The following is an 18482-nucleotide window of genomic DNA, read 5'->3' on the forward strand; positions in this document are numbered from 1 at the left end:
CGGGAGGGGATGAGGGGGCGAGCGGTTGGAGGAACGCACCACTAGTTGGCGCAGCGGCCGGTGTTGACCGGCTGGCTGAGTGCGGGTGCCTTGGCGACTTCCTCCCTGACCTCGGCCGCCGTCAGCGCGAACCCGGTCTCGGAGTTGTCGACCGCCGCGCCGAACACCACGCCGATGACCTCGCCGCCCGGGTTGACCAGCGGGCCGCCGGAGTTGCCGCTGAGCACCTTGGCGCGCAGCGTGAACACGTCCCGGTTGACCGTGGCGGCGTCGTAGATGTCCGGTCCGCGCAGCGCGATGCGGTCGCGGATGCGCGCGGGCGAGGCAGTGTAGGGACCGTCCAGCGGGTAGCCCAGGACGATGCCGTCCTGTCCGCCCGCCGCGTCGCCCGCGGCGAACGGGAGCGGGTCCACGCGCAGCCCGGGGACGGCCAGGATCGCCACATCGGTCTCCGGGTCGTAGTGCACGACCCGGGCGGGCAGGTCGCGGTCGGCGGTCTCCACGCTCACCTCGTCGGTGCCCGCGACCACGTGCGCGTTGGTCATCACCCGCTGCGGGGAGATCACGAACCCGCTGCCCTCCAGCGCCCGCTCGCAGGACGGCGCCTTGGCGTTGATCTTGAGCACGCTCGGCTGCACCCGCCGCACCACCGCGCTGGCCTGCAGGGCCGGGTCCGGCGGCGCGACCTCCTTGTTCGGGGTCCGGTTGAACGGGTCGACCGCGGCCGGGAAGCCGGACACGTCCAGCAGCTGCCGCAGCTCGTTGGGCAGACCGCGGGCGGCCTGCGGCATGACCTCGTCCACCCCGCCGAGCACGGCCGAGTTGTTGATCGCCGAGGCCAGCCCCGGCAGCCCGCCAACGGTGGTCAGCGGCAGCGCGATCAGCCAGGACACCACGAACACGACCGCGCCCTGCACGATCGCGCCAAGCGCACTGTCCACCCCGGCCAGCTTGGGCGAGGAGATCTTCTGCCGGAGCGTACGGCCCGCCCACACGCCGAGCGTCTCGCCGAGGGCCACCAGCAGCACGAAGATCGCCACCGCGAAGGCCACCCTGGTGGGCGTCGAGTCGATCCGCTCCACCACCAGTGGGGCGATCTTGATCCCGGCCACCGCGCCGAGCAGCACGCCGAGGAACGCGGGCAGCGCGGTGATCACGCCCTGCCGCGCCCCGGACACCGCCGCCAGCACGGCCAGCGCGACGACCAGCACATCCACCCAGTTCACGCGGGCGACCTCCGCTCCGCCACGGACCGCCAGGCGTGGTCCAGGTCCCGCACGTCCGAGCTGTCCCATGGCCGGGCCCAGCCGCCGATGTCCAACAGCAAGGTGAGCAGGCCTGCGGTGAAGCCCCAGATGAGCATGCCGGGCGCGGCGAACGCGGGCCCGATGTAACCGCCCGCGTGCGACACCCGGAACCGGTTGGCCGGGTCGGCCAGCTCCGCGATCGGGATCCGGGCGACCGCCTGCGTCTCGGCCGGGTCGACCGCGCTGACCGCGCTGGGTGTGCGCCAGTGCGCGAGCACCGGCGTGACCGCGAAACCGGACACCGGCACGTGCAACCGGGGTAACAACGCGACCGGCTGGACACCCGCCGGGTCGAGCCCGGTCTCCTCGACCGCCTCGCGCAGTGCGGTGGCCACCGGGCTCGCGTCGGTCGGCTCGGCGCTGCCGCCCGGGAAGGCGACCTGGCCGGAGTGGTACCCGCCGTTGTCGGCACGCAGCTGGAACAGCAGGTCAGGGCCGTGGTCGGCGGTCTCGCCGAGCAGCATCAGCACCGCCGCCGGGCGGCTGCCCGGACCGGGCGCGGCGAACCGGCGCCACTCGCCGAGGTCGAGGTCGGCGGTGGCCGCGACCAGCGGCGCCAGCCAGTCCGGCAGCCCCGCCGGGTCGACCAGTGGTCCGTGCGTGCTCATCGGCCCCCTCCGAGGTAGCGGTCCACGGTGGTGCGGATGTCGGCCACCGACCGGAACACCCGGGGCTGGGCCACCATGGTGACCGTCCCGTCTGCCCTGATCAGGTACGACGCGGGCAGCGCGTCCGGCACGCGCAGCCCCTTGCGGACCTGGTCGTCGCGGTCGAACAGGTTCGGGTAGCGCACGCCGAGCGAGCCGAGCAGGTCCAGCGCGTCCCGCTGCGGGCTCTGCACCGCGAGCCCGACCACGGACACCGCGCCGGGACTCGCCGCGTACTCCGCCAGCAGCGGCAGCTCGTCCCGGCACGGCGCGCACCACGTGGCCCACACGTTCACCAGGACGGGCCGACCACCCAGGAAGTTGCCCGCGTCGACCGCCGTCCCGTCGGCCATGCACTCCGCGCGCGCGCCCCGGAGCGTGGCCACGGTGGCCGAGCCGTTCGCACAGGCCGCGAGCCCCGCGGCCTGGCGGGCGGCGGTGAGATCGGGTTCGGGCTCGGCGGGCGCGGTCAGGGCCTGCCCGGCGTCCGGGTCGGCGGACCGGGCGGAGTCGCGCGGCCACACGGCCACGGTCACGGCGACCGCCAGGATCACCACGACCAGGGCCCACCGCAGCGCCGTGTTCACCCCGTCGGCTTCCCCGGCCGGTAGCCCTCGTGCACCCGCTCGGCCAGCGCCACCAGGTGCGGCGCCTCCGGCCCCTTGACCAGCTTGGCGGCGGCCGCGGGCTCGGTGGGCCCGGCGCCGAAGGACGGGCAGTCGCGGAAGAGCAGGCAGGCACCGCAGGCGGGCTTGCGGGCGTGGCACACCCGGCGACCGTGGAAGATCACCCAGTGCGACAGCATGGTCCAGTCCTTGCGCGGCACCAGGGCGCCGATCGCGTGCTCGACCTTGACCGGATCGTCCTCCTCGGTCCACGCCCAGCGCCGGACCAGCCTGCCGAAGTGGGTGTCCACGGTGATGCCAGGTACCCCGAACGCGTTGCCGAGAATCACGTTGGCCGTCTTCCGGCCGATGCCGGGCAGCTTCACCAGCTCGTCGAGCTTGCCGGGGACCTCCCCGCCGTGCTGTTCGACCAGCGCGGCGCCCAGCCCGATCAGCGAGCTCGTCTTGTTCCGGTAGAAGCCGGTCGGCCGGATCATCTCCTCCAGCTCGGTCCGGTCGGCGCCCGCGTAGTCGGCGGCCGAGCGGTACTTGGCGAACAGCGCCGGGGTGGTCAGGTTCACCCGCACGTCGGTGCACTGGGCGGACAGGATCGTGGCCACGGCCAGTTCGAGCGGGGTGGTGAAGTCGAGCTCGCAGTGCGCGTCCGGGTAGCCCTCGGCCAACGCGCGCGTCATCCGCCGCACCCGGCGGGTCATGGCGAGATCCGGGCCGCCTTCCTGGGGCGGTCGTCGGGTGGTGGGAGGCACCTCGCTAGCCTACGGGCCGTCGGACAACCCCGACTGTGCCCCAGACGTCAACCACTGTGACATCGGCAGACACTGAATCGACTTGCCCCGACGGACCGGTCGCCGAGCCGGCCAGCCTGGGCGACGAAACGAGGATCGCGAGGCCATGGCTGTCTGGTTCGTGTTCGTGGTGCCGTTAGTGATCATGTTCTTCGCGCTCTTCATGGAGCGGGTGGAGGCCCGGCTGCGGCACGTCGCCGTGCAGGAGACCGAGGTCGAGGAGTTCCTGGAGTCGGCGCGGCCGGAGGAGGTGCGGGCCCTCTACGGGCACGGCATCGGCCGCGCGCTGGAGCTGTTCCGGCTGCGCAGGCTGGGTGGCCGGGCGGCCAAGCTGCGCGGTCGCCGGGGTCGCGACTAGGCGATAGGGTCGGGCGGCCAGGGCGTGGGCGGCGCACCGGACGATCCACACCGGACTGTGGGCGCGCCGGTGAGGGATCTTCGGCGCACGCCCTACACTGCACGTAGTGATCGGTGGTCGCGCCCTAGTCGGCCGCCGGGTGGACACAGGAGGACCGACGGTGGATGAGACCCTGGCCCGCGCGGGCATCTTCCAAGGGGTCGAGCCGGCCGCGGCCGAAGCGCTCGCTCAGACGCTGGAGGCCGTGGAGTTCCCGCGAGGGCACGTCATCTTCGCCGAGGGCGAGCCAGGTGACCGGCTGTACATCATCCAGTCCGGCAAAGTGAAGCTCGGCCGCAAGTCCCCGGACGGCCGGGAGAACCTGCTCGGCATCTTCGGCCCGTCGGACATGTTCGGCGAGCTGTCGATCTTCGACCCGGGCCCGCGCACGTCCACCGCGACCACGGTCACCGAGGTCCGCGCGGTCACCATGGACCGCCCGGCGCTGCGGCAGTGGATCGCCACCCGCCCGGAGATCGCCGAGCAGCTGCTGCGCGTGATCGCCCGCAGGCTGCGCCGCACCAACGGCATGCTGGCCGACCTGATCTTCACCGACGTGCCCGGCCGGGTGGCCAAGGCGCTGCTGCAGCTCGCGCAGCGGTTCGGCAGCCAGGAGGCGGGGCTGCTGCGGGTCACCCACGACCTCACCCAAGAGGAGATCGCCCAGTACGTCGGCGCCTCCCGGGAGACCGTCAACAAGGCGCTGGCCGACTTCGCGCACCGCGGCTGGCTGCGCCTGGAGGGCAAGAGCGTGCTGATCCTGGACCCGGAGCGGCTGGCCCGACGCGCCCGCTGAGCCCGTCCTGTTCCTGACATAGCGCGAGGGTCCGACCTGCCCAAGGTCGGACCCTCGCTCTTTGTGGTTCGGCGGGAGGACGGGCGCCGCCCCCGACGCGGCGCGCCGACCTCCCGCTCTCGCGTGAACCATCCCCCGACGGCTCACGCACCCCGCCCTCCGGATCAGGCCCCGACCCGTAGCCGGAGGGAGCTCGAACGACCAGGCCGCGCTGTCCACGTTGACACCGAGTCCTGGCGCACAGCCAAGTGGTTTCAACCTCAAGGACTCGCGTCCGACCGGATCCGTTGCTCGGCGCTGCGGGGAATCACCCTGGTTGTTACGCAACCGAGACATACCCGCTCCAACGGTGGCGGAAACCACCGAATAATTTGTGGTACGGCCGTACCGGAACCGGCATACTGGTACGCATGTCCCACTCTGCCGGTCTCGCCGACTACCGCGCCGCGCTCACCACCCCCGGTGCGCGCGGTCCCGTGCTGGCCGCGCTGATCGGCAGGCTGCCGGTGGCCATGGTGGGGCTCTCGCTCATGCTCTACGTGCGCAACAGCACCGGCTCGTTCGCCACCGCGGGGCTGGTGTCGGCCGCCTCGCTGATCGGCGTCGCGATCGGCTCGGTCGGCCAGGGCAGGCTGATGGACCGGGTCGGCCCGTCCCGCCCGATCCTGGTGACCTCCGCCGTGTTCGCGGTGCTGGTGGCCACCAGCATCGTGGCCATCGAGCAGCGCGCGACCACCACCGTGCTGGTGCTCCTCGGCTTCGGCGTCGGCCTGTCCGAGCCGATGATCGGCTCCGCCTCGCGTGCCATGTGGACCCGCCTCACCCCGCCCGGCCGCTCCCGCGGCGCCGCGCTGGCCTACGAGGCGATCAGCATGGAGGTCTTCTTCATCGCGGGCCCGGCCATCTCCGGCCTGCTCACCAGCGCGCACTGGCCCGGCACCGGCCTGGTCGTCGGCGCGTCCTGCATGGTCGGCGGCAGCGTGTGGTTCGCACTCACCGACACGATCTGGCGCTCCCGCCCGGAACGCCGCGGCACCCGGGCCACCGGCCTGCAGGGCCTACTCGGGCCGCTCGTCAGCCCCGGCATGCGCACGGTGTGCGTGGCCGCGATGGGCTTCGGCGCGGTCATCGGGTTCGTGGAGATCGCCATCCCGGCGGCCGCCACCAACGCGGGCAACCAGCCGGCAGGCGGCCTGCTCCTCGGCCTGCTGTCGATCAGCTCCGTGGTGTTCGGGGTCGCCTACGGCGTGCGGCCGTGGCCCCGGGCGATGCACCTGCGGCTGCCCGCGCTGCTGGCGGGCTTCGCCCTGTTGGTCGCGTTGCTGGCCATTCCCACCTCACTGGTGTGGCTGGGCGTCGCGGTGCTGTTCGCCGGGCTGCTCGTGACCCCGCAGGCGACCAGCCACTCGGCGGCGCTGGAGCTGGTGGCGCCGCCGGAGACCGCCACCGAGGCGTTCGGCTGGGTGATCACCTCGGTGACCATCGGCATCGCGCTCGGCCAGCTGGTCAGCGGACAGCTGGTGGAGCACGTGGCGGTGTGGGCGTCGTACCTGGCCGCGACCGTGCTTGGGCTGACGTTCGCCGCGATCGTCTACGCCCGTCGACAGTCAGTGCACGCCATCACCAGCGCGCCGCCCGCGCACGCGATGGCTGTCTGATTGTCGGTCGGCCGGGCTACCGTGCCCGGCATGGACCTGACTGCCACCACTGCCGACCTCGCCGCCGCGGTTGCCGACCTGGTGCGTCTGGTGCCCGGGAAGCTGATCGACCCGGTGCTCGGCGGGGTGCTGGTCACCGCCGACGCCGACGGGGTGGTCTTCGGGGCGAGCGACCGGGAGCGCACGGCGCGGGTGTCCTGCGGGGCGCTGGTGCACACCGACGGGCGGGTGCTGGTGCCGGGAAAGCCGCTGGCGGAGACGTTGCGAGCGTTGACGCAGGAGCGGGTGCGGTTGGTGGTGGAGGGGAGTCGGCTGGCGATCCGGGCGGAGGGGGCTCGGTTCGCGTTGCCGTTGCTGGAGGTCGACCTGCATCCGGGGGTAGGGGTGCCGTCCGTGTCCGGCGGGGTGGTGGCCGGACGGCATCTGGCTACCGCGTTGGCCACTGTGTCGGCGACGGCGTCTCGGGATGACGCGTTGCCGATCTTCACCGGGGTGCGGCTGCGCGCCGAGGGCGAGCGGTTGGTGTTGCGGGCCACTGATCGGTATCGGATGGCTATTGCGAGTGTGCCGTTCGCCGGTGGTGGGGAGCTGGACGTGATGGTGCCCGCCACGTTGTTGGCCGAGGTGGGGAAGCAGATCGGGTCGGTCGAGCAGGTGCGGCTTTCGGCGAGCGAGAACCAGTTCACGCTGTGTTGGACCGAGACCGTGGTGACCACCGCGGTACTTGATGGGGCGTATCTCAGCGAGACGAAGCTGTCGTTGTCCGGAGTGGACACCGTGGTGAAGGTTTCCGCCGATGACCTCGCCGCGGCGGTTCGACGGGTGGGGCTGTACAGCGATGTCCGGGGGGCGCTTGCTGTCGAGGTGCGGGATTCCGAGGTGCTGCTTCGGGCTACCGCGCAGCAGGCTGGCGAGGCTGAGGAGACGGTGAAGGCAACGGTTTCCGGCGGACGGACCAGTCCGTCGTTTCAGAGTCGGTACTTGCTTGACGCGTTGCGGCCGTTTGTGGGGCAGCGGGTTCGGTTGAGTGTGCAGCCGGGGATGCGGGCAACCGTGGTGACGGCTGTCGAGGCGGGGGATGTGGATCTTCGGTACATCGTGATGCCGATGCTGCCGCCCAAGGGATAGCGCCTGCCTCCGCTTTGGCCGGCAGGATGAGTGTCATGAGTGCGGTGCGAGTGGGGCTTGTCGGTGCCGGTCCGTGGGCGACGGCTGTACACGGTCCCGGGTTGATTGCTCATCCGTCCACCGAACTCACTTCGGTGTGGGCGCGGCGACCAGAGGCGGCCGCCGAGCTGGGCGGTCCGGTGGCCGCGAGTTTCGACGAACTCCTGTCCCAGGTGGACGCGGTGGCCTTTGCCGTGCCACCCGCCGTCCAGGTCGACCTCGCGATCCAGGCGGCGCGCGCCGGGAAGCACCTCATCCTGGAGAAGCCGATCGCGGCGTCCGTCGAGGACGCGGAGCGGCTGGTCCAGGCCGTCGACGAGGCGGGCGTGGCGTCCATCGTGGTCTTCATCCGACGGTTCGCACCCGAGGTGGTCCACTGGTTGGCCGATGCTCACGCCAATCCCGGGTGGGCGGGAGCGAGCGCCCGCTGGCTGTCCGGAGCCCTCCTGGGTGGCGCGTACTCCGCCTCGACCTGGCGCCACGAGGGTGGCGCGCTGGCCGATATCGGGCCGCACGTGCTGGACCTGCTGGACGCCGCCCTGGGCACGATCACCGAGGTCCACGCCGCCCAGTACGCCGAGCCCGACCTCTGGCACCTGATCCTCGGCCACGAGTCCGGCGCCACCAGCACCGCGTCCCTCTCGATGCGCCTGCCGATGCGCCCCACCGTCACCGAGGTCTCGCTCTACGGCGACGCAGGCTACCGAGAGCTCTCCGGGCGGGCCACCCCCGCCCAGGAGTCCTACTCCGTCCTCCTCGACCAGTTCACCGAAACGGTCCACTCAGGACAGACGAGCCACCCCGTGGATGTCCGTCGCGGCCTGCACATCCAGCGCCTGCTGCACCGGGCCCGCGCGCTCACTGCATAGCGTCGTCGGGTCGGGCGTCGAGGTGGTTGGCGGCCGTGGCGTAGGCGGGGTCGTCCGGGAGGACGACGCGGAGGCGGTTGCCGTCGCGGACCACCTTGGGGATGATCTTGTCCACCGTTCGCTCGGCGGCCATGGCGGTGGCCACCGAGCGGTGTTCGGCCAGTTCGGTCAGGGTCATCCAGGTGGGAGGCAGTAGGCCGCGGGTGCCTGCACGCCAGTCGTCCAACGCTTCATTGGGGGTACGCCAGGTCACGTCCTGGGCCTCGGTGGTGGCGCCGTCGGCATGTTGGCCATCGGGCATGGCGGCGAGGAAGAACCGCGTGTCGTAGCGGCGGGGTTCCTCGGCCGGGGTGACCCAGTTGGACCACGGGCGCAGCAGGTCCGCGCGGAGTACCAGGGCGTTGTCGGCCAGGAACTGGGCGAAGGAGTACTTCCGGTCGACCAGGTCCTGCCGGGCCGCGTGGAACGGGCGGGGCTCGGAGACGACGCTGTGCGCGTCGGGGCCCGCGAGCAGGACACCGGATTCCTCGAAGGTCTCCCGCACGGCCGCGCACACCAGGGCTCGGGCGAGTGACTCCGGGCAGTCGAACCGCCCGGCCCACCACGCGGGTTCCGGGCCGTGCCAGGCGACCGAGGTGTCGGCGTCCCGCTGGTCGACGCCGCCGCCGGGGAAGACTGTCATGCCGCCCGCGAAGGCCATGCCCGTGACCCGGCGGAGCAGGAACACCTCCAGGCCCGGTTCCGTGTCGCGGACCAGCATCACCGTGGCCGCGTCCCGGGGGACGGCGGGCGGGTTCGGCGGTTCGTCCGGTACGGCGCCGTCGGGCAGGACCAGTTCGGCGGGCAGTTCGGGCACGACCCGACCATACGCGCGTGGCTATCGTGGGGACTGTGTCGGATTCCGGAGCCCACCCGGCCTACGGCGTGCCGCGGCCGGTGTTGCCGTTCGCGACCGTCCTGCTGGAGGACAACCCCAACGCGATGACCCTGGACGGGACCAACACGTGGCTGTTGCGGGCCCCCGGGGCCGCGGGCTGCGTGGTGGTCGACCCCGGCGAGGAGGACCTGCCGCACCTGGAACGGGTGCTCGCGGCGGCCGGGCCGGTCGAGGCGATCCTGATCACGCACCACCACCCCGACCATGTCGCGGGCGCGCCGTGGCTGGCCGAGCGGGCCGGGGCGCCGGTTCGGGCGTTCGACCCGGCGCTCTGCGTGGACGCGCCGCCGCTGGCCGACGGGGAGGTGCTCGCCATGGCGGGTCTCGACCTGGAGGTGCTGCACACACCAGGCCACACGGCCGACTCGATCTGTCTGGCGATAGATCACGGCGGCCGCTCGGCGGTGCTGACCGGGGACACGGTCCTCGGGCGCGGGACCACGGTGATCGCCCCGCCGGACGGCGCGCTCGGCCCCTACCTGGACTCGCTGCGGCTGCTCGCCGGACGCCCGCCGGGCAGCGCGGTGCTCCCCGGCCACGGCCCGGACCTGCCCGACCTGGCAGGCGTCGCCCGGCAGTACCTCACCCACCGCGAACAGCGCCTGAACCAGATCCGGACAGCACTCAGCCAGCTGGGGCCCGACGCGACCGCGCGCCAGGTGGTCGAGGTCGTCTACGCCGATGTTGACGAGTCGCTGTGGCCCGCGGCCGAGTGGTCGGTACGGGCCCAGCTGGACTACCTCCGGACCACCTGAAGTCTACAGTGGACGAAATCAGGACCGGGGGTTGTCCGGCGGCTGCAGCGGCATGCCGTTGACCATGGTGGAGCTGTTGGCCTCGTGCCAGTCGTAGGACTGGCCGTTGGACAGCTCACCCGGCCAGTCCGACGGCGCTGGCTCGGTCTGCTCCCGCCGGGCCAGTTCCTCCTGCAGCTGCCGAAGCAGGCCGAGCTCCTGGTCGTTCAGCGGGTCGTCGCCGGGCGCGGCCGCGGGCTCCTCGGACAGCCAGGACTTGGTCTCGGCCTTGGTTACCGGATCCCCTTTGGGCAGCACGGGCGGCACCGGCGCCACGGCGGCGGGCGTGCGGGGCACCTTGACCTCCGTCGCGTACCGCATGGCCGTGTGGTGGTAGTCCGTCGGCTCGGTGCCGTCGCGCAGCACCTCGACCGAGGCAGTCAGGCCCGCCCGGCGCAGCGCGTGCTCGACCCGGTAGGCGGTGGCGGCGGCCGAGCCGGTCGGCCCGACGCCGATCAGGACCACCCGGTGCGGCACCGCGCCGGTGGCCGCGCCCGCGGGCGTCAGCCGCCAGACCGCCCACACCGCGCGGATGTCCGGCAGCGCCCCGAGCACCCGGTTGGTCGCGTCGGCCACGCCGTCCTCGGCGCCGACGGCGTCGACCTTGCCCGGCGCAAAGCGGTGCCGGGTGACCAGGTCGGGCTCCACGATGGGCAGCCGGTCCACCACGACGGCGTCGCCGTGCGTGGCGGCGACCAGCGCGCGCAGCTCGTCCCGCTCGCTCTTGCCGATGCCGATCGGACCGGCGGCCAGGCAGCCGGTGATCAGCTCAAGGGCCCGGTCGACCTCGGCGGAGGCCAGCAGCTCCCGGGCGTCGGCGAGCGCGTCGTCGTCGAGCCTGCCCGCCAGCGCCAGCAGGAGGTCGTGCACCCGGACCGGCAAAGCGACACCTGCCCATCCCTTGCCCGCGGCGACCTGCGTCACGTTCCGTCCCCTCCCACTCGTCCGGCGCCTAGCTGGGAACCAGGTGGCCCTCGGGGACCAACGGTTCCGAGGCCGCGAACGCGGCCCGGTGGTAGCGCGGCGGCTCCATCGAGCGCGGCAGCACCTCCACCGCGGGCTCGTAGGTGCCCAGGGCGCGCAGCACCCGCTGCAGCTCCCCGGTCAGCCTCGGCTCCTCCCCCACCGTGGTCACCAGCACGACCCGGCTGACCGGACCGGTGCCCAAGCGCGGGCGCCGCCAGGTGGAGCGGGCTTCCAGCACGTCGGAGCGGCCACGCAGGATGGCGCCGAGGACGACGGCCACCGAGTCGCCCATGCTCACCCATTCGGGCGACTCTGCGGAGAAGGTGTAGTCGAGTTCGCCGATTTCGTCCACCCACGGCAGCGCGTTCAGCCGTTCGGCGTCGGCGCCGTGCGCCATGAGGGCGTTCACCGCGAGCTTGTACTCATCCGGGGTGATCGCCACCCGCTCGCGCAGCAGGGTGAGCGGGAGCGACCGGGCGACGGCGTCGATGGCGCCGCCCGCCAGCCAGTCGCGGAACCGCCAGAGCTGGCGGTCACCCAGCCTGCCCGCCAGTCCGATCAGTAACTCGTGGGCGCTCACGCGACCTCCACAACCAGCTCGACCTCGACCGGGACGCCCAGCGGCAGCTCGGCCACCCCGACCGCGGAGCGGGCGTGCCTGCCGCGTTCCCCGAAGATCTCGGCGAGCAGGTCCGACGCGCCGTTGAGCACCGCGGGCTGTCCGGTGAAGCCCTCGGCGGAGGCGACGAACCCGACCACCTTCACCACCCGGACCACGGCGTCGATGCCCACCAGGGCGTCCACCGCGGCCAGCGCGTTGAGCGCGCAGACCCGGGCCAACCGCTGGCCCTCCTCCGGACTCACCCCGGCGCCGACCTTGCCGGTGGCCGCCACGGTCCCGTCCACCAGCGGGATCTGCCCCGCGGTGTAGACGAGCGAGCCGGTCTGCACGGCGGGCAGGTAGGAGCCTGCGGGCGGCGCCACCGGGGGCAGCGCGATGTCCAGTTCGGCGAGCCGGGCGCGCCAGGTCATCACGCCCCCTTGGGGCGCTTGAGGTAAGCGACCATCTGCTCGCCGGTCGGTCCGGGGACCACGGACACCAGCTCCCAGCCGTCCTCGCCCCAGGTGTCGAGGATCTGCTTGGTCGCGTGGATCAGCAGCGGCACGGTGGCGTACTCCCACTTCGTCATGCCGCGCAGCCTAGAGCAGTGAACTATCCGCCGTGGGTACGGTTTGGACATGGAGTTATGGCGGATCGTCGCCGTCGGGCTGCTGGGGGCGAGCGGGTTGGTCCTGGTGCTGGTGACCATGGCCAAGGTGCGCGACCGCACCCGCTCGGCCGGGTCCGCCGCGATCGGCGGGGTGATCGCGTTCACGCTGACCGCGCTGCTGTGCGTGCTGACCCTCACGGTGTTCCCGGCCCCGGTCGCCTGGGGGTTGGTGGCGGTCGCCGCGGTGGCGGTCGTGGTGATGCTGTCCGTGGGCTGATCGTTTCCCCCGCCTCGGAGGGCGCCCCCGGTATCCAGGCATTTACGCTGAAATGGTGACCACCCCCGTCGTCGGCTGGACCGAGCAGATCGCCCGTGCCCGGTTGCACGTGGTGACCGGCAAGGGCGGCACCGGCAAGTCCACCGTGGCCGGTGCGCTGGCCCTGGCGCTGGCGCACGGCGGCAGGCGGGTCCTGCTGATCGAGGTGGAGGGCCGCCAGGGCATCGCCCAGCTGTTCGACACCCAGCCGCTTCCTTACGCCGAGCAGAAGGTGGCCGGGGTGCCCGGCGGCGGCGAGGTGCGCGCGCTGCACGTGGACGTCGAGGCGGCGCTGCTGGAGTACCTGTCGATGTTCTACAACCTGGGCTTCGCGGGCCGCACGCTGCGCAAGATGGGCGCGATCGAGTTCGCCACCACGCTCGCCCCCGGCCTCCGCGACGTGCTGCTCACCGGCAAGATCAAGGAGTGCGTGACGCGCACCGACGAGACCGGCAGGCACGTCTACGACGCGGTGGTGGTGGACGCCCCGCCGACCGGGCGGATCGTCAAGTTCCTGGACGTCACCAAGGCCATGGCGGACCTGGCCAAGGTCGGCCCGATCAAGGGGCAGAGCGACGGCGTGGTGCGCCTGCTGCACTCCGGGGACACCGCCGTGCACCTGGTGACGCTGCTGGAGGAGATGCCGGTGCGCGAGACCATCGAGGCCGTCGAGGAGCTGGACGGCGCCGACCTGCGCCCGGGGGCGATCCTGCTGAACCGGGTCCGCCCGCCCCGGCTACCCGCCCGGTCGGTCACCGCGGCCGCGGACGGCCGGGTGGACGCGAGCCGGGTGCGCGAGGGGCTGCGCAGCGCCGGGCTGGCGCTGGCCGAGGAGGACCTGGACGGGCTGGTCGAGGAGACCGTGGAGCACGCCATCCGGGTCCAGGCCGAGCAGCGTGCCCGGGAACAGCTGGCCGAGATCGACCTGCCCGCGGTGGAGCTGCCCGACCACGTGGACGGCATCGACGTCGGCACGCTCTACGAGCTGGCCGAGGCGCTGGTGGACCAGGGGGTCCGGTGAGCGGCACGTTGGACATGGACGCCCTGATCGACGACCCGGACACCCGGGTGATCGTCTGCTGCGGCTCGGGCGGGGTGGGCAAGACCACCACGGCGGCGGCGATCGCGGTGCGCGCCGCCGAGCGCGGCCGGGCCGCGGTGGTGCTGACCATCGACCCGGCCCGCAGGCTGGCGCAGGCGCTCGGCCTGGCCGAGCTGGGCAACTCGCCGCGCCAGGTCGAGGTGGCCGGGTTCGAGCCGAAGGGCTCGCTCAGCGCGATGATGCTGGACATGCGCCGCACGTTCGACGACATGGTGCTGGCGCACGCCGGGCCGAAACGGGCCGAGGAGGTGCTGGCCAACCCGTTCTACCGGACCATCTCGTCGTCGTTCTCCGGCACCCAGGAGTACATGGCGATGGAGAAGCTCGGCCAGCTGGCCGCCGAGGGCAGCTGGGACCTGATCGTGGTGGACACCCCGCCGTCGCGGTCCGCGCTGGACTTCCTGGACGCCCCGCAGCGGCTGTCCACCGCGCTGGACGGGCGCATGATCAAGTTGCTCACCGGGCCTGCCCGAGCGGGCGGCTGGGGGCTGCGGAAGGTGGTCAGCGCCGGGTTCGGGCTGTTCGCCAAGGCCGTGTCCACGATCGTGGGCGGCCAGATGCTGGCCGACGCGTCGGCGTTCGTGCAGGCGTTCGACGGGATGTTCGGCGGGTTCCGGGAGCGCGCGCTCAAGACCTACGAGCTGCTGCGCTCCAGCGGCACCGCGTTCGTGGTGGTGGCCGCGCCGGAGCCGGACGCGCTGCGCGAGGCCAGCTACTTCGTGGAGCGGCTGGCCGAGGAGCAGATGCCGCTGGCCGGGCTGGTGGTCAACCGCACCCACCCGGTGCTGTCCGGACTGCCCGCGGCGAAGGCGCTGGGCGCGGCGGACAACCTGGAGGCCCGCGGCGGCGCCCCACTGGCGGCCGCGGTGCTGCGGCTGCACGCCGATCGGGTGGCGCTGGCACAGCGCGAGCGGCGGCTTGTGACGAGGTTCACCAAGGCGCACCCGGCGGTGGCACTGGCGCACGTGCCCGCGATGGCGAGTGATGTGCACGACCTGGGCGGGTTGCGCGAGATCGGCGACCGGCTGGCCGCCGAATAGCGCCGGAATTGACCTGTGGACAAATAGCTGACAAATGTCCGGACAGAAAGACCTGGGCACCGCCCTATGTGCGGCACCCGGACAGGACGACCACCCGCGCCGGCACCTGGACCGCCGCGGGATGGCCGTCGGTCGGTCAGCCGACCCGCGCGTCCACGTCGTCGTAGGTGTGCCTGCGGCGCGCGTCGTCGAGCAGCTCACGCCACGAGGTCACGTCCGGCCTGCGGCGCAGCAGTGCCCGGCGTTCCCGCTCGGTCATGCCGCCCCACACCCCGAACTCGATCCGGTTGTCCAGCGCCTCGGCGAGGCACTCGGTGCGGACCGGGCACGCGATGCAGACCATCTTGGCCTTGCGCTGCTCGGCGCCGCGGACGAAGAGCCCATCGGGGTCCTCGTCCCGGCACGTCGCGCGGACACGCCAGTCAGCTTGCTGAGCGTCGAGATGCATATCCCCCACCCCTGTCGTCGTCGCGACCCTTTGAACCCGGCACCCCCCGGTACCGGTGCTTCCCAGCCCCACAGGTGTGGGACCACGCGAGGCTGTTCGGCGCTGTCGTGAGACGTTGACGAACATTAGCGGGTCCCGGTTCCATCGAGAACAGTGGCTGGTGCGGCTGTTACGAAAAGTCAATACGCCTTGAGGTGTCGTCGGAAAGGCACGTGGCGTGACGCTCTTGACAGTGCTCCGACCGGGTCACGCGTAGGCTGGCCCCCGTGCGTGTGGGAGACAGCCTGCTGAAACTTCTCGGACTCTGCCTGCTGGCGGGGGTGCTCGTGGCCGGGATGCTGTTCCCGGTGGTCGGCGCGCTCGGAGTGGCCTCCAACCGGGCCAGCGACACCATCGACAGCGTCTCCGCCGACCTGGTGGCGACACCGTTGCCGCTGGTCACGACCATCACCGACAACGCGGGCAACCCGATCGCGTCGCTCTACGACCAGTACCGGCTGCCGGTCGGCGCGGACCAGATCTCGCCGACCATGAAGGCCGCCCTGGTCTCGGTCGAGGACCGCCGCTTCTACGAGCACCACGGCGTGGACTGGAAGGGGACCATCCGCGCCGCGATCTCCAACGGCGCGGGCGCCGACACCCAGGGTGCCTCCACGATCACGCAGCAGTACGTCAAGAACTACCTGATCAACGTGGTCAACCGGGACAACAAGATCGAACAGTCCAAGGCCCAGGAACAGACCATCGCGCGCAAGCTGCGCGAGGCGCGGATCGCCATCCAGCTCGAACAGAAGATGAGCAAGGAGGAGATCCTCACCGGGTACCTGAACGTGGTCGAGTTCGCCTACGAGATCTACGGCATCGGCGCCGCCGCGAACTCCTACTTCGGCACCACCCCGGACAAGCTGACCGTCGCCCAGGCGGCGCTGCTGGCGGGCGCGGTGAACAACCCGGTGCTCTACAACCCGTGGCGCAAACCGACCGAGACGTTGTCGCGGCGCAACTTCGTGATCGACAAGATGGTGGAGAACCAGAAACTTTCTCCGGAAATGGCCGAGAAGGCCAAGAAGGAACCCCTCGGCGTGCTGCCCGAGCCGAAGAAACCGGCGGCGAACTGCGTCGGCGCGGGCCCGGAGGTCGGGTTCTTCTGCCAGTACGTGTTCGAATACCTGGAGAAGCTGGGCTTCACCGAGGACCAGATCAAGACCGGCGGCTACACGATCAAGACCAGCATGGACCCGCGGGCCACCCAGCTGGCCAAGCAGGCCGCCGAGGAGGAGGTGCCCAAGACCACCCCGGGCATCGCCAACGTGATGTCGATCGTGCAGCCGGGCAAGGACCGCCACCAGGTGGTGGCGCTGGTCGCCAACCGGGACTACGGGCTGGACCCGGCCAAGGGCCAGACCACCTACGGCCTGCCCAGCCGGGTGTCGAACAAGTTCGGCACCGGGTCCATCTACAAGATCTTCACCTCGGCCGCCTACCTGGAGAAGGGCGGCGGCATCAACAACGTCATCGACGTGCCCGCCTACTACCAGTCCTCGGTGTTCGTCGGCGGCGGGCTAAGCTGCCCGAAGGCGCCCAAGTACAACGACCGGTATTACTGCGTCAAGAACGCCAGCAAGGCAGGCGACCAGAAGATGCCGCTGCAGACCGCGCTCGCGCAGTCGCCGAACACCGCCTTCGTGATCCTGGAGGAGCGGGTCGGCATGGGCCCGGTGGTCGACATGGCCAACCGGCTGGGCATGCGCGACACCATGGCCTCCAGCGACGCCGGGCTCGACCCGGACCCGGCCTCCACGGACTCACAGCGCAACCGGAGCCAGACGGACTTCTTCAAGCCCACCCCCACCTCGCCGGGGCAGGCGTCGTTCACCCTCGGCCCGAGCCCGCTGAGCACACTGGAGCTGGCCAATGTCGGCGCCACGATCATGAGCGGCGGCGTGTGGTGCCCACCGACGCCGCTGGTCGACGTGCTGGACCGGAACGGCAAGAAGGTCGACGTCAACGAGGCCCCGTGCGAGCAGGCGGTGGCCGAGCCACTGGCGAACACCCTGGCCACCGGGCTGTCCCAGGACTCGGTGTCCGGCACGTCCGCGCAGGCGGCGCACATGTTCAACTGGAACCGGCCGATGATGGGCAAGACCGGCACCACCCAGCAGCAGAAGTCGGCTGGCTTCCTGGGCGCCACCGCGCAGTACTCGGCGGCCGTGGAGACCTTCAACGACAGCCCGAAGCCACAGGGCATCTGCGACACCGACCCACCCCGACTGTGCCCGACCGGCAACATCTTCGGCGGCAAGGTCCCGGCACGCACCTGGTTCTCCATGATGAGCAAGTACATGGACGGCATGCCGGTGCTGCCGCTACCGCCGACGGACCCGCGCTACCTCGACGGCGGGGACGGCATGCAGGTGCCGGACGTGACGAACCGGAGCCAGCAGGAAGCCACCGACATCCTGCGCCAGGCGGGCTACCAGGTGGTCGCCAAGGATCGCAACGACGCCCGCAAGAAGGGCACCGTGGTCGCCCAGTCCCCGCGCGGGGGCGCCATCCAGGGCGAGACCATCACGATCTACGTCAGCACCGGCTTCGTACCCCCACCACGCACGACGGACCAACCGATCCCGGGCGACCCGAACAACCCCGGCGATCCCGGCACCGGGGGCGGGGGTCCCGGCCCGGGTAATGGTGGTGGCGGGGGCGGTGGTGGCCCCGGCAACGGCGGTGGAAACGGCGGCGGCGGCCGTGGCGGCGATGGTGACATCACCATCGAGCCAGGCATCCCGTAACAGGCAAGGCAAAGATAGTTTTGAGGCCGGAACGCAATTCGCGTTCCGGCCTCTTTTCATCGATCCCCCGGGACCACGCGGTCACGCAGTCGAGGCCGCTGCCGGGGAACTAAGGCTGCACCAGCCAGCCCCTGGTCACCCAGCCAATCGGGCCTTGACCGCGTCCGACACCCGGCGACCGTCGGCCCGGCCCGCGATCTTCGCATTGGCGGCCTTCATGACCTGCCCCATCTGCCGCGGCCCCGGCGTCTCGCCCAGCTGCGCGGTGACCTCGGCGACCGCCTCGTCGACCAGGGCGGCCAGCTCGTCATCGGCGAGCTGCTTGGGCAGGTAGTCGGTGAGCACCTCGGCCTCGTCCAGCTCCAGCTGGGACTGCTCGGCCCGGCCCGCGCCCGCGAACGCCTCGGCCGCCTCCTTACGCTTCTTGACCTCCTTGGCCAGCACCTTCAGGACCTCATCGTCGGAGAGTTCCCTGGCCTGGGTACCCGCGACCTCCTCGGTCGTCACCGCGGCCAGCGCCATGCGCAGCGTGGCGGTCCGGGTCTTCTCCCGGTTCTTCATCGCGGCGGTGAGGTCCGTCTGCAGGCGGTTCTTGAGCTCGGCCATGGGGCGAACAGTACTGAC

21 protein-coding genes are annotated in these 18482 nt (G+C 71.7%); 10 read left to right on the plus strand and 11 right to left on the minus strand.

Annotation, left to right across the window (positions count from 1 at the left end; genetic code table 11):
- Nucleotides 1-41: 41 nt before the first annotated feature.
- From C503_RS0119475 to nth, 4 genes are read right to left on the minus strand one after another with little or no spacing between them, the layout of a single operon-like run.
- Complete coding sequence (locus C503_RS0119475; protein WP_018683899.1) at nucleotides 42-1226, minus strand: MarP family serine protease; 1185 nt, start codon at nucleotides 1224-1226, stop codon at nucleotides 42-44.
- On the minus strand, nucleotides 1223-1915 hold the full coding sequence (locus C503_RS0119480) for an NUDIX hydrolase (protein ID WP_018683900.1): 693 nt from the start codon (nucleotides 1913-1915) through the stop codon (nucleotides 1223-1225). Before C503_RS0119480 ends, C503_RS0119475 begins: the two co-directional genes overlap by 4 nt.
- The gene (locus C503_RS0119485) at nucleotides 1912-2541 is read right to left on the minus strand and encodes a TlpA family protein disulfide reductase (protein ID WP_018683901.1); all 630 of its coding nucleotides are present in this window, start codon (nucleotides 2539-2541) and stop codon (nucleotides 1912-1914) included. The genes C503_RS0119480 and C503_RS0119485 overlap by 4 nt, the downstream gene beginning before the upstream one ends.
- Nucleotides 2538-3275, minus strand: coding sequence for an endonuclease III (gene nth, locus C503_RS0119490; RefSeq protein ID WP_018683902.1), 738 nt, complete (start codon nucleotides 3273-3275; stop codon nucleotides 2538-2540). Before nth ends, C503_RS0119485 begins: the two co-directional genes overlap by 4 nt.
- A 196-nt stretch (nucleotides 3276-3471) precedes the next feature.
- Between nth and C503_RS0119495 the strand changes: the two genes are divergently transcribed.
- The 5 genes from C503_RS0119495 (at nucleotide 3472) to C503_RS0119515 (ending at nucleotide 8252) form a co-directional block, all read left to right on the plus strand.
- Nucleotides 3472-3723: a hypothetical protein gene (locus C503_RS0119495; protein WP_018683903.1), complete on the plus strand. Its 252-nt coding sequence runs from the start codon at nucleotides 3472-3474 to the stop codon at nucleotides 3721-3723.
- 160 nt (nucleotides 3724-3883) lie between these two features.
- Nucleotides 3884-4558, plus strand: coding sequence for a Crp/Fnr family transcriptional regulator (locus tag C503_RS0119500; RefSeq protein WP_018683904.1), 675 nt, complete (start codon nucleotides 3884-3886; stop codon nucleotides 4556-4558).
- A 410-nt stretch (nucleotides 4559-4968) separates the two neighbouring features.
- The gene (locus tag C503_RS0119505) at nucleotides 4969-6216 is read left to right on the plus strand and encodes an MFS transporter (protein ID WP_018683905.1); all 1248 of its coding nucleotides are present in this window, start codon (nucleotides 4969-4971) and stop codon (nucleotides 6214-6216) included.
- Nucleotides 6217-6246: 30 nt separating this feature from the next.
- Nucleotides 6247-7344, plus strand: coding sequence for a DNA polymerase III subunit beta (dnaN, locus tag C503_RS0119510; RefSeq protein WP_026316480.1), 1098 nt, complete (start codon nucleotides 6247-6249; stop codon nucleotides 7342-7344).
- 35 nt (nucleotides 7345-7379) lie between these two features.
- Nucleotides 7380-8252 (plus strand): Gfo/Idh/MocA family protein, encoded by an 873-nt coding sequence (locus C503_RS0119515; protein WP_026316481.1) that lies wholly within the window; start codon nucleotides 7380-7382, stop codon nucleotides 8250-8252.
- Here C503_RS0119515 and C503_RS0119520 read toward each other — a convergent pair.
- Nucleotides 8242-9108 carry an NUDIX hydrolase gene (locus tag C503_RS0119520; RefSeq protein WP_018683908.1) on the minus strand — a complete coding sequence of 289 codons (867 nt, stop codon included), beginning with the start codon at nucleotides 9106-9108 and terminating at the stop codon, nucleotides 8242-8244. The two genes, C503_RS0119515 and C503_RS0119520, sit on opposite strands and share 11 nt — an antisense overlap.
- A gap of 68 nt (nucleotides 9109-9176) precedes the next feature.
- Here C503_RS0119520 and C503_RS0119525 point away from each other — a divergent pair, with 68 nt between their 5' ends.
- Nucleotides 9177-9944 carry an MBL fold metallo-hydrolase gene (locus C503_RS0119525; protein ID WP_018683909.1) on the plus strand — a complete coding sequence of 256 codons (768 nt, stop codon included), beginning with the start codon at nucleotides 9177-9179 and terminating at the stop codon, nucleotides 9942-9944.
- A gap of 18 nt (nucleotides 9945-9962) precedes the next feature.
- On the opposite strand, the gene C503_RS40025 is transcribed toward C503_RS0119525, so the two are convergent.
- The 4 genes from C503_RS40025 to sp36 are packed head-to-tail and all read right to left on the minus strand — an operon-like array spanning nucleotide 9963 to nucleotide 12139.
- Nucleotides 9963-10907, minus strand: a complete 945-nt coding sequence (locus C503_RS40025; RefSeq protein WP_026316482.1) for a hypothetical protein — start codon at nucleotides 10905-10907, stop codon at nucleotides 9963-9965.
- Nucleotides 10908-10935: 28 nt separating this feature from the next.
- Nucleotides 10936-11529 carry a hypothetical protein gene (locus C503_RS0119535; protein WP_018683910.1) on the minus strand — a complete coding sequence of 198 codons (594 nt, stop codon included), beginning with the start codon at nucleotides 11527-11529 and terminating at the stop codon, nucleotides 10936-10938.
- Nucleotides 11526-11981: a RidA family protein gene (locus tag C503_RS0119540; protein ID WP_018683911.1), complete on the minus strand. Its 456-nt coding sequence runs from the start codon at nucleotides 11979-11981 to the stop codon at nucleotides 11526-11528. Before C503_RS0119540 ends, C503_RS0119535 begins: the two co-directional genes overlap by 4 nt.
- Nucleotides 11981-12139 (minus strand): Sp36 family protein, encoded by a 159-nt coding sequence (gene sp36, locus C503_RS46085; protein ID WP_018683912.1) that lies wholly within the window; start codon nucleotides 12137-12139, stop codon nucleotides 11981-11983. The genes C503_RS0119540 and sp36 overlap by 1 nt, the downstream gene beginning before the upstream one ends.
- Nucleotides 12140-12188: 49 nt before the next feature.
- Here sp36 and C503_RS0119550 point away from each other — a divergent pair, with 49 nt between their 5' ends.
- From C503_RS0119550 to bagB, 3 genes are read left to right on the plus strand one after another with little or no spacing between them, the layout of a single operon-like run.
- Nucleotides 12189-12437, plus strand: coding sequence for a hypothetical protein (locus C503_RS0119550; protein WP_018683913.1), 249 nt, complete (start codon nucleotides 12189-12191; stop codon nucleotides 12435-12437).
- A gap of 52 nt (nucleotides 12438-12489) precedes the next feature.
- On the plus strand, nucleotides 12490-13497 hold the full coding sequence (gene bagA, locus C503_RS0119555; protein WP_018683914.1) for an ATPase BagA: 1008 nt from the start codon (nucleotides 12490-12492) through the stop codon (nucleotides 13495-13497).
- A 14-nt stretch (nucleotides 13498-13511) separates the two neighbouring features.
- A complete protein-coding gene (bagB, locus tag C503_RS0119560; RefSeq protein ID WP_425393528.1) occupies nucleotides 13512-14618 on the plus strand; it encodes an ATPase BagB in 1107 nt (368 codons plus the stop codon).
- Nucleotides 14619-14754: 136 nt separating this feature from the next.
- On the opposite strand, the gene C503_RS0119565 is transcribed toward bagB, so the two are convergent.
- On the minus strand, nucleotides 14755-15066 hold the full coding sequence (locus tag C503_RS0119565) for a WhiB family transcriptional regulator (RefSeq protein ID WP_018683916.1): 312 nt from the start codon (nucleotides 15064-15066) through the stop codon (nucleotides 14755-14757).
- 266 nt (nucleotides 15067-15332) lie between these two features.
- Between C503_RS0119565 and C503_RS40030 the strand changes: the two genes are divergently transcribed.
- Nucleotides 15333-17858, plus strand: a complete 2526-nt coding sequence (locus C503_RS40030; protein WP_084477220.1) for a penicillin-binding protein — start codon at nucleotides 15333-15335, stop codon at nucleotides 17856-17858.
- A 135-nt stretch (nucleotides 17859-17993) separates the two neighbouring features.
- On the opposite strand, the gene C503_RS0119575 is transcribed toward C503_RS40030, so the two are convergent.
- A complete protein-coding gene (locus tag C503_RS0119575) occupies nucleotides 17994-18464 on the minus strand; it encodes a GatB/YqeY domain-containing protein (RefSeq protein WP_018683918.1) in 471 nt (156 codons plus the stop codon).
- Between the last annotated feature and the right edge of the window lie 18 nt (nucleotides 18465-18482).

This window comes from Actinokineospora enzanensis DSM 44649, from assembly GCF_000374445.1.
In the GTDB taxonomy this organism is placed as follows: Bacteria; Actinomycetota; Actinomycetes; order Mycobacteriales; family Pseudonocardiaceae; genus Actinokineospora; species Actinokineospora enzanensis.

What these genes read in the sequence shown, in the direction of transcription:
- bagB (WP_425393528.1), top strand. Translation starts at nt 13,512, where the DNA reads ATGGACGCCCTGATCGACGACCCGGACACCCGGGTGATCGTCTGCTGC.
- C503_RS0119565 (WP_018683916.1), bottom strand. Translation starts at nt 15,066, where the DNA reads ATGCATCTCGACGCTCAGCAAGCTGACTGGCGTGTCCGCGCGACGTGC.
- C503_RS0119505 (WP_018683905.1), top strand. Translation starts at nt 4,969, where the DNA reads ATGTCCCACTCTGCCGGTCTCGCCGACTACCGCGCCGCGCTCACCACC.
- nth (WP_018683902.1), bottom strand. Translation starts at nt 3,275, where the DNA reads ATGACCCGCCGGGTGCGGCGGATGACGCGCGCGTTGGCCGAGGGCTAC.
- C503_RS0119480 (WP_018683900.1), bottom strand. Translation starts at nt 1,915, where the DNA reads ATGAGCACGCACGGACCACTGGTCGACCCGGCGGGGCTGCCGGACTGG.
- bagA (WP_018683914.1), top strand. Translation starts at nt 12,490, where the DNA reads ATGGTGACCACCCCCGTCGTCGGCTGGACCGAGCAGATCGCCCGTGCC.
- dnaN (WP_026316480.1), top strand. Translation starts at nt 6,247, where the DNA reads ATGGACCTGACTGCCACCACTGCCGACCTCGCCGCCGCGGTTGCCGAC.
- C503_RS0119495 (WP_018683903.1), top strand. Translation starts at nt 3,472, where the DNA reads ATGGCTGTCTGGTTCGTGTTCGTGGTGCCGTTAGTGATCATGTTCTTC.
- C503_RS0119540 (WP_018683911.1), bottom strand. Translation starts at nt 11,981, where the DNA reads ATGACCTGGCGCGCCCGGCTCGCCGAACTGGACATCGCGCTGCCCCCG.
- C503_RS0119515 (WP_026316481.1), top strand. Translation starts at nt 7,380, where the DNA reads ATGAGTGCGGTGCGAGTGGGGCTTGTCGGTGCCGGTCCGTGGGCGACG.
- sp36 (WP_018683912.1), bottom strand. Translation starts at nt 12,139, where the DNA reads ATGACGAAGTGGGAGTACGCCACCGTGCCGCTGCTGATCCACGCGACC.
- C503_RS0119575 (WP_018683918.1), bottom strand. Translation starts at nt 18,464, where the DNA reads ATGGCCGAGCTCAAGAACCGCCTGCAGACGGACCTCACCGCCGCGATG.
- C503_RS0119550 (WP_018683913.1), top strand. Translation starts at nt 12,189, where the DNA reads ATGGAGTTATGGCGGATCGTCGCCGTCGGGCTGCTGGGGGCGAGCGGG.